The sequence below is a fragment of the Streptomyces sp. STAM6 genome, from assembly GCF_054963715.1.
The window spans coordinates 39,431-52,453 of the sequence record NZ_JBUEFZ010000006.1; the positions used below are offsets into that span (position 1 = coordinate 39,431).

The window sequence follows — 13,023 nt, forward strand, 5'->3', positions numbered from 1 at the left end:
TATGGCTTTACTGGTCGTCCGCGACCCGGACGGTCGCAGCGTTCATGAGGCGGCACTGGCAGGCCAGCCGGTAGTTCCCGTCGGTCCTGCCGAGGTCCTCGAGGAAGTCGGTCTCCTCGGGATCCATGTCGCCGAGTGCGTCGAAGCCGTCGAGGACCTCGATCACGCAGGCGCCGCACGCTCCTGACTGACACCCGAACGGAATGACCCGCTGCGAGGTCTCGTACTCGATTTCCGTGAGGGGTGAGCCCGCCGGCAGGAGGATTTCCAGGCCTTGCGGCATCAGGGTCAGTTTGTTGAGAACCATTGCTTGGGGGCTCCCTGTGGGCATGTCGAATTCCCAGCCGTGGGGGGTGGGATCGGTTCGGATGTTTCCGGGGTACGGCGATGGCGGGGCCGCGCCGCGCCGGGATCGCCGTGCGGGCGCGGCACCGCGCCGTACCGCGCCGTGTCGGCGCCGTACCGTCGCGCGCCCTGCCGATGCGCGCACGTTCTTCTCGCGCGCCGTTCCGCCGTGTGGCGCCGCGCGCGCCCCTGACTCCGCGCGCGTGCCCGTGTTCCGTGCCGCCGTGCCGTCGTCGGCCGGTGAGCGCCCTCAGACGAGGGCGGGGGCGGGGGCGGGCAGGGGTACGTCGGGGGCGGGCACCGCGTCGGAGGAGTGCCCGGGTGCCAGGCGCTCGCCCGGCCGCAGGGCCACGGCCGCGTGGTTGACCGCGGTGGCGGCCTCGCCGAAGCCCACCGAGATCAGGGGCACCCGGCCGGGGTAGGTACACCCGTCCCCGGCCGCGTAGACCAGGGGCAGGTTGGTCCGCATGGTCGCGTCGACCCGGATCTGCCGGTACTCCAGTTCGATGCCCCAGTCGGCGATCGGCCCGAGGTTGGCGGAGAAGCCGAGGGCGGCGATCAACGACCGGGCGGGCAGGGTCAGCACCTCGTCGCCGCGGCGCACCTCGACCGCTTCGAGCCACGGGTCGCCGACGCACCGGGTGACCTGGGCGTCGGTGAGGACGCGTACGGGCGCGGCGTACAGCTGCCGCACGCTGTGCTCGTGGGCGCGGAAGGCGGCACGGCGGTGGACCAGGGTCACCGACCGGGCGATGGGGGCGAGGGCGAGTGCCCAGTCCACGGCGCTGTCGCCGCCGCCGGCCACCACCACGTCCCGGCCGCGGTGGTCGTCCAGCCGGGGGACGTGGTACATCACTCCCCGGCCTTCGTGGCCGACCGTGGCCGGCAGCTTGCGCGGGACGAACTTGCCGAGGCCGGCGGTGATGAGGACGGCGCGGGCGTGCACGCGGCTGCCCGCGTCCGTCTCCAGCCGCCAGCCCGGATCGGTCCGGGTGAGGGTGGTCGCGGTCTGCCCGAGGAGGTGGCGCGGTGCGAACGGGGCCGCCTGCCGGACCAGGTTGTCGATGAGGTCGCGGCCCTTGACCGCGGGGTGCGCGGCGACGTCGTAGAGCAGCTTCTCCGGGTACATCGCGGACACCTGGCCGCCGACGTGCGGCAGGGCGTCGACCACGGCGGTGGTCAGACCGCGGAATCCGGCGTAGTACGCGCCGTAGAGTCCGGCGGGGCCGGCGCCCACGATGGCGAGGTCGACGGTCGTGTCGGTGTCTGAGGTCATGTCAGGCCCCCTCGCCCGGACGGGTTGCGGCGCCCGTGCGCGACTCGCGCACGCCGAGCACCTCGTACAGGAAGCCGTTGACCGGCGTGGGGACGCCGCTCTCGGCGCCGAGGCGGACGACCGCGCCCGTCCAGGCCTCCAGTTCGGAGGGGAGGCCGGCGAGGATGTCGCGCTGGAGCGAAGACGTGCCGGCGGCCGGCTGGGCGTCGACGAAGTCCAGTGAGGTGCGCACGATGTCGTCGGGCAGCTTCACGTCCCTGGCCCGGGCGAGCCGCTCGATCTCGGTCATGGCGTCGATCAGGAGGCGGCGCGTGCCGGGGCGGGTGCGCAGTTCGCCGATGCTCGCGTCCGCGGCGGCGCCCAGGCCGCCGAACGGGACGACGAAGAGGAACTTGGCCCACAGCTCGGCCCATATGTCATCGACCCGGCCGCCCTTGACCCCGGCCTTGTCGAGCGCGGTGTGGAGCCGACGGGCGCGCTCCGAGGGCCGGTTGTCCCACTCGCCGAAGCCCAGGGAGCCGAGGCCGCCGATGTGGCGCACCCGGCCGGGGCCGTCGAGGAAGGTGATGATCTTGGCGATGCCGGGGAGGACGGCGTCCCGGCCGACCACCTCGGCGACCCGGTCCGGCGCCTCCACCCCGTTCTGCAGGGTCACCACCGCGGTACCGGGGCCCACGAGCGGCGGCAACGCCTCCAGCGCGGCGTCCAGTTGCCAGGTCTTGACGCAGAGCAGGACGTAGTCGACGGCTCCGACATCGGCGCTGTCGCCGGTCGCCCGCACCGGGGCGACGGTGAAGTCGCCGTCCGGGCTCCGCACGGTCAGTCCGGCCGCGCGGAGAGCGTCCAGGTGCGCGCCCCTCGCGACGAAGTGGACCTCCTGGCCGGTGGCCGCGAGGCGGCCACCGAAGTAGCCACCGATACCACCTGCCCCCACAACCGCGATCCTCACGGTCCTCCCCCGTTTCCCGTGTCCGTCCTCCGCGGGCGGCACATGCGTACGCCCGCGCCCTCGCAGGAGACGCCGCGCTCCTTGGAGCCCTCGGAGCCGCCTGCGGTTCAAGACCATACAGAACGCTCGCTATGTTTTCTAGGGAAATCTCTCGCACATCTCCGCGAGCGGCAGCGCGCACGGTCAGACAGCCGGGGCGGCCGCCCCGCCCAGCACCACCCGCCACAGACCCTCCAGTTGGGCCGCCGCGCCCGGCAGTGAACCGCCCGCCGTCCCGGCGGGCCCCCCGGACGCCGTGCGGACGCACGCCTCCACGCCGGCCACCAGATGCACGGCCAGGGCGGCCACGGCCTGCGGGTCGACGCCGGCCCGCAGCTCGCCGCCCCGGCCCGCCTCGGCGAGCAGCTCCCGCACCACGGGCAGCCAGATGTCGGTCCAGGCGGCGGAGCCCGGACAGTCACGGTCCAGCCGGGCGGCGGAACGCACCACGACGTCCGCCTCCAGCAGACGGGCGAGCCCGACGGTCAGCCGGACCACCGAGCCCAGAGCGGGACCCCTTCCCTCCACCGCCTCCTCCACGCGGACGCGCGTGAGCGTGCGGGCATCGGCGCGCACCGCGTCGGCCAGGTCACCCTTGGAGCCGAAGTGAAAGGTCAGGGCACCCATGGACACCTTGGCCGACTGGCAGATCCGCGCCAGCGTGGCCCTGTCGTAGCCGTTCCTGTCGATCTCGGCGGCCGCCGCCCGGACCAGATCCCTGCGTGTGCGCTCGGACCTCTGCTGAATCCCCATGCCTCACCCTCCAGCGGCGCTCGGCACTGACCGCCGATCGACGCGGGGCCGGATGGGTACCCGACGGCCAGAAGTTTGCTGACAGGGGAAAATGAAAGCAAACGTTCTGTATATTTTCCCAGGGGCGTGGAGCCCACGCCGCCATCACGGCCGGATCCGAACGGTCCCGCGCCCGTACGGCGAAGGGGCGGCCCCGTCCGGGGCCGCCCCTCCACCCACCGTCCGCCCGGCAGTCCGGGCCCGGCGCACCCCGCCGTCACACGGCGGTTCGGCCCCCGTCGACGGGAATCGCGGCACCGGTCACGAACGCCGCGCGGTCACTGCACAACCAGGCCGCCGCCTGCGCCACCTCGCTGGGCGAGGCCATGCGGCCGCGCAGGGTGTGCGCCACGAAACGCCGCTCCAGCTGCGGCGACGCGGCGATCAGCCCGTCCATCATCTCGGTTCGCGTACTGCCCACGACCAGGGCGTTGACCCGGACGTCCCGCCCGCCGTACTCCTGCGCGGCCGCCTTGGTCAGCCCGATCACGGCGTGCTTGGCGGCCACGTACGCGGCGGAGGCGCTGGTGGCCCGTACGCCGGCGACACTGGAGGTGTTCACCACCGATCCGCCGGAACCGGAGGCGAGCATCACCGGGATCTGATGGCGCAGACAGTTCCATACGCCCCGCACGTTGACGTCCATGGTCCGGGCGTACACCTCGTCGCTGACCTTGTGCAGCTCGTCCCCGGCCGTCGCGTAACCCGCGTTGTTGAACGCGGCGTTCAGTGTGCCGAAGGTGTCGACGGCGGTCGCGACCGCCCGTTCCACGTCCCCGGACGAGGTCACATCGCCCTCCACGGCCACGGCACGTCCGCCCGCGGAGCGGATCTCCGCCACGATGCGCGCGAGGCGGTCCCCGCGGCGCGCCATGAGCACGACGGCCGCCCCCTCCTCGGCGAACATCCGGGCCGCCGCGGCACCTATCCCGCTGGACGCCCCGGTGATCATGGCGACCTTCCCGGTCAGCACGTCAGTCCCGCCACACTTCGCCGGTGGCGGCCTCGCGGTCCACGGTGAGCAGCAGCTCGTCGTCGATGGCGTCCAGCGTGCTCACCATGTGCCGCACCCCGGCCTCGCGCATCAGCAACGGCTGGTGGCTGTGCTCGAAGTCGGTGGGGTGGCCGATGAAGGGGACCCCGAGCTCCCGGGCGACGCGCGCGACGTTCGCCACGTCGTCGATGAACAGCGCCTGGTCGTACTCCAGTCCGAAGTACTCGGTGACGATTTCGTGGAGGCCGGGCCGGAACGCGTCGGTGCATATGTAGCCGGGCTCGTCGAAGAGCGCCGCGTGGGCACCGAGGAACGCGTCGAAGTGGTCCTTGGCGAGCCCGCCGTAGCAGACGGTCCGCAGGCCGGCCGCGCGCAGCCGCTCCAGCAGGGCCACCGCGCCGTCGACCACGCACACCGGGTGCGTCTCCAGATACCGGGCGCGCTCCTCGAAGTAGAGGTCCAGCGCCTCTTCGGTGGTCATGGCGGGTTCGCCGATCGCGTCGGCGAGGAGCCGGCCCGCGATCCGCCGGGGCTGCGAGAAGATGCTGCGCTCCACCTCCGCGGTGTACGCACAGCCCCTGCTGACCAGGAAGTGGTGGATGACCGGGCTGAAAGTGTCGTTGAGCAGGACACCGTCGATGTTGACCGCTGCCAGGCGCAGCCGGCTGAGCCTGTGAACCATGTCTTTCCCCCTGCGGGCGATGGCGCCGGCCGAGCCGGCGCCGACGGTTGTGCCGCGTCGGCGTGCGGCACATCCGCAGCACCTTACTCGCGGGTCGGAAACCGGCCCGCCGGGGGTGATCAAGAAGCGTCGGTGACCCGGTGTCAGCTCTCGGCAGTGACGTCCTTGCGGGCTGCCGCGGCCTCGATGACCGGCTTCACACGTGCGGGGTTCACCTCGGTACGGGCGATCACGGCCGGTACGGCGATACCGGGGAGCAGCAGCCGCCACATGCGCACCACCCGTTCCGGCAGGTCGGCCCGTTCGCTCGCCACGGCGGCATACATCTGCATGCCCGTGCAGGACTCGACGACGAGCTCGGCCAGCTCCCCGGGCTCGACCCCGGCCTGAAGCTCCCCCTTGTCCTGGGCGAGCTTCAGGCAGTCCTCCATGATCTGGGCCCACTCCCGGTAGGGAGCGGCGTCCCGCACACCGAAGGACTCCTGCTCGCCGGTGAGCCGGACACCGGCCCGGAGCAGCGGGTCCACCTGGAGCTGGTGCGCCCAGATCATGGTGATGTCCACCAGCCGCTGGAGGCCCTGGGAGTCCAGCAGCGGCACGATCGAGTCCGGCTGGGCGTTCATGACCGCCCGGGCCAGGCCTTCCTTCGAGCTGAAGTGGAAGTACAGGGCGCCCGCCGTGACGCCGGCCCGCTGGAGGATGCGGCTGATGCTCGAGCCGGCGAAGCCGTACTGGTCGAAGACCTCCGCGGCCGCGCGCAGGATCGCCTCGCGTGTCTGTACAGCCCGTTCTTGTTTCGGCCGCCCCATAGCACGCGCCTCCTTCATGTGAATGTAACGTTCCTTATATTACGACGCTGGCTGCATAGGCCATCCACCGCCTTCGACTTCTTCAAGTCCGCCAGAAATGGCCGGTTTTACCGCCGATCACTCTGCGTTACTTGACGTGACTGTGACCGGGCCTTTACTTGTGCTTGACCTAAAACAAAACGAGCACTCTTTATGTTGTGGGCACGACACGCAGCGCATTGCGCTCCAGCAGGTGCAAATCCTGACGTCAGCCAAGGGGGAACGGAATGACCGTCACTGCTCAGGACCCTTGCTCCAGACCGGAACTGTCCCGCGTGGCGGGCCGGGTGCCACGGGAGTACGTACACAAGACGGCAGAAGCCGAGGTCCTGCTGACCGGCTGCCGCGCCACCGGCCCCGACGCCTTCCGCATCACCGCGCGCTGGCCGGGCGACCACGGGTTCTACGGTCCGGTCCACGGCCTGCACGATCCGCTGCTCGCCGCGGAATCGGTGCGCCAGGCGGTTCCGTTGCTCAGCCACGTCGCCTATGACGCGCCGTTCGGGCACAAGCAGTCCTGGGACCACTTCCGCTACGCCCTCGATCCGGCCGCCCTCGCGGTCACCGCGGAGCCGGCCGAGATCGAACTGCACGTCTCCTGCACCGAGGTCGTCCGTCGCGCGGGCCGGCTGGCCTCCCTCACCATGAAGGTCGACCTCGTCCGTGACGGCGCCCCGTTCGGCGAGGCGGAGCTCGGCTTCCACAACCATCCGCCGGCCATCTACCGCCGCCTGCGCGGGCGTTACGCGGACCTCGCCCAGGCCACCGCACGAGCGGTCCCGCTCGCACCTCCGGTCGCTCCCCGCACCGTGGCCCGTGAGCGGTTCGCCGATGTCGTCCTGTCCGCCACCGACTCCCCGTCCCGCAGCCAGCTGCGCGTGGACCTCACCCACCCGGCGCTCTTCGACCACCCGGTCGACCACGTCCCCGGGATGCTGCTGCTCGAGGCCGCACGCCAGGGCGCCCACGCGGCGGCGCATCCGGTGCCGACGGTCGCCGTCGGCATGGAGGCCGTCTTCCACCGCTACGCGGAGCTGGACGCCCCGTGCTGGATCCGCTCCGAGCGCGCCCCGGACGACCCCCTGGGCAGGCGGCAGGTCCGCGTCACCGCCGAACAGAACGAGCAGTCTCTCTTCACCTCCACCACGACGCTGGCCGCAGCGCCCCACCACTGAACGCGGGCTCGACGGCCGCGGCCGGCCGCTACTCCGGGGGCCTGCGGGAGCGGGCCAGCCGGGCGGCCACGGTGCGCGGCAGGTGCCGCGCCGCCAGGGCGTACGCCTTGTACTGCCAGCCCGTGATGCTGAGCGGCCTGCCCAGGCCCAGGTCCTTCATGGCCTGGGCCACCACCCGGTCCGCGTCCAGCCAGGCCCACGACGGCACCGAGCCGACGTCCATCCCGGCCCGCTGCTGGAACTCGGTACGGGTGAAGCCGGGGCAGAGCGCCAGGACCCGGACCCCGTGCGGGGCGAGGTCCACGCGCAGGGACTCGCTGAAACCGTTGATCCACGCCTTCGCGGCACCGTAGGTCCCGGCGGGCAGCAGCCCGGCGACGGACGAGACGTTCACGACGGCGCCCCGCTTCCGGCCGGTCATTCCGGGCACGGCCGCGTGGGTGAGCCGGAGCGGGACGCGGACCAGCAGGTCCAGCATCCGTTCCTCGTCGGCGATCGGGCTGTGCGGGAACGGCGCGGGCAGTCCGAAGCCCGCGTTGTTCACCAGGACGTCGACCGGCCGGCCGGGCACGGCCAGGCGCTCCTCGACCGTCCGGCACTGCGCCGGGTCGAGGAGATCGGCCGCAAGCACCTCGACGGTGCTGCCGTAGCGCGTCCTCAACTCCTCGGCCGTGCGCCGCAGGCGCGCCTCGTCACGGGCGACCAGGACGAGGTCGCACCCCTTGTCCGCGAACCCGCGGGCGAAGGCCGCGCCGATACCCGCGGTCGCTCCGGTGATCAGTACCGTGGTCATGGAAGTTCAAGCGCTTTCGGAGAGGTCCGGTCGGGTGGCGAAGGTCCGTGCGGGGGCGGAGACGTAGGCGCGCGCCATGTCGAGGAGGAACGCCTTCTCCCCTTCGAGATCTCCGTTGTCGAAGCTGACGCCTCCAGGGGCGGAGTGCCGCTGGGGCCCTCCGGCCAGTTTGGCGGTGCGCGCGCCCCTGAGCACACACGCGAGCACCGCCGCGTCGGCCTTGGCGCGGGACACGCCCGCCTCGGCCACATGGCGTCGCGCCTGCGCCCAGCTGCCCTCGGGCGCGTAGTCGTTGAGGACGAGGATGGCGTCCCGGGTCTCGATGACCCTGCGGTAGATGAGCAGGTCGCGCGGGACCGGGGGCCACAGGACCTCGAGAATCCTGGTGCGCGTCTCGGTCAGCGCCACGTGCGGTACGGCGTCCACCAGGTCGCGCCAGACGGGCCACAGGCGCCACGCGGTCACGATGTGCGCGACCGTGCGGCCGGCGGTGAGGACGGAGGGCACGAGGATGGCCGCCGCCCGGAACAGGCCGTGCAGATTCATCAGCAGGGGCATCAGGGGCATGAACCACTCGACACCCAGGAGGAGCCGCAGGAACAGGCCCAGCCAGTAGAGCCCCGCGAGTGAGGTCCCCAGTGCGAACAGGTGGAGGCTCACCGTGAGCGAGCGGGTGTGCGCACGCCAGCCGTACCGCCAGCAGACGTAGACACAGGCGGCGTTGGCGGCGAGATGGGACGCCATCAGCAACAGCCAGTAGGGGAACGAGAAGACCGGGTCCCCGGCGCCGGGCGGCATGCCGTGCGGGCCGTGCGCGGGGGCCAGCGCGTCGAGCACGGGCAGAGCGACGAGCGCGAGGCCCGTCGCGGCGCACACGCCGGCCCGGAGGCGGCGCCCGCCGGTCGAGGAGGCCACGAAGTAGAGCACGGCGCCGGCCGACAGCACCCCGAACATGTTCTTCGCGAGCGAGACGGGATGGGGGGAGCCGGAGAGCCGGGTCAGGAGGGCGAGTCCGGCCGGGGAGTGCAGGGTCATGGCGGCGGTCGCGGTGACCACGGCCAGCCACAGTCCGCGCTGCTGGGGGGAGCGCACCACCCCGGGCAGGCGGACCAGGACGGCGAACCAGAGGCAGAGGATGGCGGGGTAGGTGAGCGATCGTCCGAGTTCGCTCAGTTCACTCATCGTCGCGTGCCTCTATCCCCAGGGCCGCTCCCAGTTTGCCGGTGACGCTGCGCGGCCGCTCCGGGGCCGACTGGTCCGCGCTGGTGCGGATGAGGCTCGCGAGCATCTCCGCCTCCTGCTCCTGGCGGGTGGTGTAGTTGGTACGGCCGAGGAGACGGGTCACCAGTCCGGGGTCCAGGTCGGGCAGCAGGCCCCCCACCACGTCGGTGTACGCCACGTCGTCCACCGCGTGGTGGTTGAAGAGCAGGTGGCCCAGTTCGTGGAGCACGATGTGCTCCTGGTGCACGCGGGAGGTCTGGCTCTCGTAGAAGATGTGGTCGTCGGTCTCGGTGGCGAGCCACACGCCGCACGCACCGGCCGAAGAGGCTCCCGGCGGCAGGGGATGCAGATGGATCCCCCTGCCGCGCTGCCGGGCGATGTTGCGGCACAGGGCGTCCGCCGAGAACGGCCGGGGGAAGTCGATCCCGTCGACCACGGCCTGACAACGCTGTCGCAGTCTGACATACCGGTGCGGCATGGGTTCTTCCCTGGCCTTCCTCGGGCAACGCCGATAGGCGTTCGTGCAGTGGGGCACTGGGCTTTCACCTCCCGTCAGCTTGTCATCCGCACGGAGAGATGCCGTGTGCGCGTGACCTAGGTGTCCGTGGGCGGGTTCTCCCCCGCGGAAGAACCGATATCGGGCAGTTCCTGCACCTTGCGGGCCTCGTTCACCATGGTCAGCAGGGCGTCCAGGCTGGCCGGGGAGAGGCCTTCGGCCCGCAGCGCAAGGTTGCGGATCTTGATGTCCCGCAGGGCGGTGGCCAGTGCCAGCTGGGCTCTGACGCGCTCCGAGACCTCTTCGTTGAGGAAGTACTCCGGAGGCACTCCGAAGAACTGGGCGAGGACGTCGAGCTGTTCCAGGGTGACATTGCGCTTCTTGCCCGTGGCCAGCTCCCACAGATACGTCCCGGAGATCGCGCCCCCGGTCGTCTCGCGGATCTCCTTGGCCAGCCGGGCGTAGCCGGGTCTCTTCCGTTCGTCGGGGTAGATCGCCTGGATCAGCTCGTTGAGCCGTTGATCGAACTTCCGCAACAGCGGACGGTCGGACTCATGACGTGCCGATCCGCTGCCCATGGGCCATCCCTCGTATCGGGTCCGCGTCCGGGCCAGGTGCCCCGGCGCGGACGATCAGTGCATGCGTACATGGATATCGATCTACGCCGGGACCTGACAAGCATGATCTCGGCCAGCCCCTCCCCTGTGGGGGCCGGCCTCAACTATCCATTTTAGCGGATGGGTTGACAGTAAATCATCCGCCTCACTAGCGTTCCGACGCAACGCAAGTCGGTGTTCATTCCACGTTGGCGCACGCTTCGCCCGAGCCTCCCCGACCAGGGCCCGGGCCCGCTGAACCCCGATCTCCCCGCCCGGTGCCGTACGCACTCCTCGACACGGGTGATCCGGCGTATCGGCGCGTGTGCCGCAATTCGGCAGCCGTCCCAGGGGGCCACCCGATGCGGAGATCCAGACCGTCCACTCGTCCATGGCAGGCGCGGCGAACGCGCCGTGGTGCTCGTGTTCCTGTGAGGCTGCGGAAGGGAGCCCTCAACGATGACGGAGAACGACGGACGTGAACGCGGCCGATTAGGCCTGACCTCGAAGCTCGGCCTGGTCGGGGAACGGGACTTCGGCTGCCTCTGGGGCGCCCGCACCATCTCGCACCTCGGTGACTACGCCTTCCGGATCGCCTTCGCCACGTACATCATCGGCGAGACGAGGTCACCCAACGTCCTCGCGGTCTCGGTGGCCGTCCTGGTCGTACCCTCCCTGGTCTTCTACCTGCTCGGCGGCGCGGTGAGCGACCGCGTCACCTCCCGGCGCACGGTGATGGTCGTCGCCGACGTGGCACGCTTCGTGATCACCGCACTGCTGGCCCTGGGAGTGGCCACCACCGACAGCATCCCGCTGCTCGTGGGGCTCGCCCTCCTCGTCAGCGTCGGCGAGGGCTTCTTCCGGCCGGCCTCCTTCGCCTTCATGAAGGACATCGTCCCCAGGCACCGGCTGGTCGGCGCCAACTCCGCGATGTCGATCAGCCAGCAGATCGGCATCATCGGCGGGCCGCTGCTCGGCGGCGCCCTGGTCGGCCTCGCCGGCCCGGCTCTCGCCTTCGCCTTCGACGCGGTCACCTTCCTCCTCTCCGGAGTGCTGATCCTGCTGATCCGACGGCCGGGCACCGGCCGTGCCCCGGGCGCCGGAGGGACGGCGGCGAGCGGCACCGGCCCGTCCCGGGGCGCCCGGGGGGTGCTGGGCGACGTCGGCGAGGGACTGAAGTACATCCGCGGCCAGGGCTGGCTGATGGTCAGCCTGACCGTCGGGCCCGGAGCGAACGCGCTGTTCGCGGGCGTCCTCGCCGTGACCGTCCCCCTCATCATGGCGCCGGGTGGCGGCCCGGACGCCGGATTCCTCGGCTGGTACTACGCCATGCAGGCGGTGGGCGCGCTGACGGGAGCGGTGCTGCTCGGCCGTCTGACGTTCACCCGGCTGGGCCGGCCGCTCTTCACCATCCTCGGGCTGATGGGCGTCTCGCTCGCCGTGGTCGGCGCGCTGGGCAGGACACCGGTGACCTTCGCCATGGCGTTCGCCTACGGCCTGGGGCTGCACATCTTCAACACGCTGTACCGCACGCTCCTGCACGAGAAGGTGCCGGACTCGATGACCGGCCGGGTCAGCAGTGTCTCCGACCTCGCCTTCAACGGCGCCATGCCGCTGGGCCAGATGGTCATCGGTCCGCTGGCCGTCGCGTTCACCGCCGAGGGGGCCACGCTCGGGGCCGGTGCGGTGGCGGCGCTCGTCTGCTTCTCCGCGACCCTCGCGCCGGGCATCCGCACGCTCCGGCGCGACCCGCACGGCGGGGAGCCGCACACGGACCCGGGCCCGGAGACGGACCCCGAGTCGCGGTCGAGGACGGCGCCGTTGCCGGTGCCGGAGGAGCGCGGGGAGGCACCGCTTCACCCGGGCCCCGAGCCGGACACGGCTCCGGCGACGGTGAAGGACCAGGACAGCCGGCTCCGCTGAGGGAAGGACCAGGACACCTTGTCCATGCGAGTGTTCGACACGCTGAGCAGACACATGCCAGAGGCACTTTCCGGCTACGGAATACGCCCCGACGATCTGCGCCCCCTGGAGAACTTCGGCCCCCGGGACTCCGTGTTCCTGGTGGGCTCCTACGCCCGCGGCGAGGCGACGGCCTCCTCCGACCTCGACCTGGCCGTCCTGTGCGACCGGCCGCCGGCCCGGGCCGCGGGTACCCGCGGCTATCCGTCCGTCGTCGGCGACACGGTCGTCGCGGCGGAGGTGAACGGCCTCGTCCTGACGGTGGAGTACATCCGTCGTGGTGTACTGCGGAGGATTTCGGAGGTGCTGGCCGCGATACCCGGCACACCCGACAGCCCCAGCCTCGGAAACCTGGGCACGCTGGAACTGCGCACCGTCGAGCGTGTCGGCACGGGGATCGTTCTGCAACAGGCCCCCGGAGACGCCGGACTGATCGACGGACTCGACCTGGACAAGGCCCGCGCCAACAAGGCGGCCCTGGCCTTCCTGATCGCCATGGGCCATCTGCGGGCCGCGACCGCGCCCGGCGCGGACCGCGGAATGCGTGCCCTGCGTCTGCGGGAAGCGGCACAGGACCTGCTGATCGCCGAGGTCAACGCGGCGGGTGTGCTGACCTTCGACAGCAAGCACCTGGTCCGCCGCGCCACCCTGCTGACCACCGGGCACGCCCGCCGGCTGCTGGACGTCCTGAGCGGCCCGGAAACCCCGCCGGACGAACTGGAGCGCCGGCTGCGCGCCGCCGCGGACGAGTTCCTGGTCCGTGCCGGCGACGAGCCGCGACGGGCGCTCATCACCGATCTCCTGCGGCCGGTCATGCCCGATCTGAGCGCGGCACGGTCGACCGCAGCCTGACCC

The 13,023-nt window shown here is 71.5% G+C and carries 14 protein-coding genes; 3 read left to right on the plus strand and 11 right to left on the minus strand.

Annotated elements, in window-relative coordinates; genetic code table 11:
* Positions 1 to 7: 7 nt before the first annotated feature.
* From ACY34K_RS10515 to ACY34K_RS10545, 7 genes are all read right to left on the minus strand, one after another.
* Positions 8 to 307, minus strand: coding sequence for a 2Fe-2S iron-sulfur cluster-binding protein (locus ACY34K_RS10515; RefSeq protein WP_462745894.1), 300 nt, complete (start codon positions 305 to 307; stop codon positions 8 to 10).
* Positions 308 to 595: 288 nt separating this feature from the next.
* Positions 596 to 1,621, minus strand: a complete 1,026-nt coding sequence (locus ACY34K_RS10520; protein WP_462745895.1) for an NAD(P)/FAD-dependent oxidoreductase — start codon at positions 1,619 to 1,621, stop codon at positions 596 to 598.
* Between the two features lies 1 nt (position 1,622).
* Positions 1,623 to 2,570, minus strand: coding sequence for a 2-dehydropantoate 2-reductase (locus ACY34K_RS10525; protein ID WP_462745896.1), 948 nt, complete (start codon positions 2,568 to 2,570; stop codon positions 1,623 to 1,625).
* Positions 2,571 to 2,753: 183 nt separating this feature from the next.
* Positions 2,754 to 3,362 carry a TetR family transcriptional regulator gene (locus ACY34K_RS10530; protein WP_462745897.1) on the minus strand — a complete coding sequence of 203 codons (609 nt, stop codon included), beginning with the start codon at positions 3,360 to 3,362 and terminating at the stop codon, positions 2,754 to 2,756.
* A gap of 256 nt (positions 3,363 to 3,618) precedes the next feature.
* A complete protein-coding gene (locus tag ACY34K_RS10535) occupies positions 3,619 to 4,374 on the minus strand; it encodes an SDR family NAD(P)-dependent oxidoreductase (RefSeq protein WP_462745898.1) in 756 nt (251 codons plus the stop codon).
* A gap of 1 nt (position 4,375) precedes the next feature.
* Positions 4,376 to 5,077, minus strand: coding sequence for an HAD family hydrolase (locus ACY34K_RS10540; RefSeq protein ID WP_462745899.1), 702 nt, complete (start codon positions 5,075 to 5,077; stop codon positions 4,376 to 4,378).
* A gap of 143 nt (positions 5,078 to 5,220) precedes the next feature.
* Positions 5,221 to 5,886, minus strand: coding sequence for a ScbR family autoregulator-binding transcription factor (locus ACY34K_RS10545; protein WP_462745900.1), 666 nt, complete (start codon positions 5,884 to 5,886; stop codon positions 5,221 to 5,223).
* A 266-nt stretch (positions 5,887 to 6,152) separates the two neighbouring features.
* Between ACY34K_RS10545 and ACY34K_RS10550 the strand changes: the two genes are divergently transcribed.
* On the plus strand, positions 6,153 to 7,100 hold the full coding sequence (locus tag ACY34K_RS10550) for a ScbA/BarX family gamma-butyrolactone biosynthesis protein (protein WP_462745901.1): 948 nt from the start codon (positions 6,153 to 6,155) through the stop codon (positions 7,098 to 7,100).
* A gap of 28 nt (positions 7,101 to 7,128) precedes the next feature.
* On the opposite strand, the gene ACY34K_RS10555 is transcribed toward ACY34K_RS10550, so the two are convergent.
* From ACY34K_RS10555 to ACY34K_RS10570, 4 genes are all read right to left on the minus strand, one after another.
* Positions 7,129 to 7,893, minus strand: coding sequence for an SDR family NAD(P)-dependent oxidoreductase (locus tag ACY34K_RS10555; RefSeq protein ID WP_462745902.1), 765 nt, complete (start codon positions 7,891 to 7,893; stop codon positions 7,129 to 7,131).
* Positions 7,894 to 7,899: 6 nt separating this feature from the next.
* The gene (locus ACY34K_RS10560) at positions 7,900 to 9,075 is read right to left on the minus strand and encodes an MAB_1171c family putative transporter (RefSeq protein ID WP_462745904.1); all 1,176 of its coding nucleotides are present in this window, start codon (positions 9,073 to 9,075) and stop codon (positions 7,900 to 7,902) included.
* A complete protein-coding gene (locus ACY34K_RS10565) occupies positions 9,068 to 9,592 on the minus strand; it encodes a hypothetical protein (RefSeq protein WP_462745905.1) in 525 nt (174 codons plus the stop codon). Before ACY34K_RS10565 ends, ACY34K_RS10560 begins: the two co-directional genes overlap by 8 nt.
* Before the next feature lie 116 nt (positions 9,593 to 9,708).
* On the minus strand, positions 9,709 to 10,188 hold the full coding sequence (locus ACY34K_RS10570; protein ID WP_462745906.1) for a hypothetical protein: 480 nt from the start codon (positions 10,186 to 10,188) through the stop codon (positions 9,709 to 9,711).
* A gap of 477 nt (positions 10,189 to 10,665) precedes the next feature.
* Here ACY34K_RS10570 and ACY34K_RS10575 point away from each other — a divergent pair, with 477 nt between their 5' ends.
* Both ACY34K_RS10575 and ACY34K_RS10580 read left to right on the plus strand, forming a co-directional pair.
* Positions 10,666 to 12,129, plus strand: coding sequence for an MFS transporter (locus tag ACY34K_RS10575; RefSeq protein ID WP_462745907.1), 1,464 nt, complete (start codon positions 10,666 to 10,668; stop codon positions 12,127 to 12,129).
* Between the two features lie 54 nt (positions 12,130 to 12,183).
* On the plus strand, positions 12,184 to 13,020 hold the full coding sequence (locus ACY34K_RS10580) for a nucleotidyltransferase domain-containing protein (protein ID WP_462745908.1): 837 nt from the start codon (positions 12,184 to 12,186) through the stop codon (positions 13,018 to 13,020).
* The last annotated feature ends 3 nt before the right edge of the window (positions 13,021 to 13,023 follow it).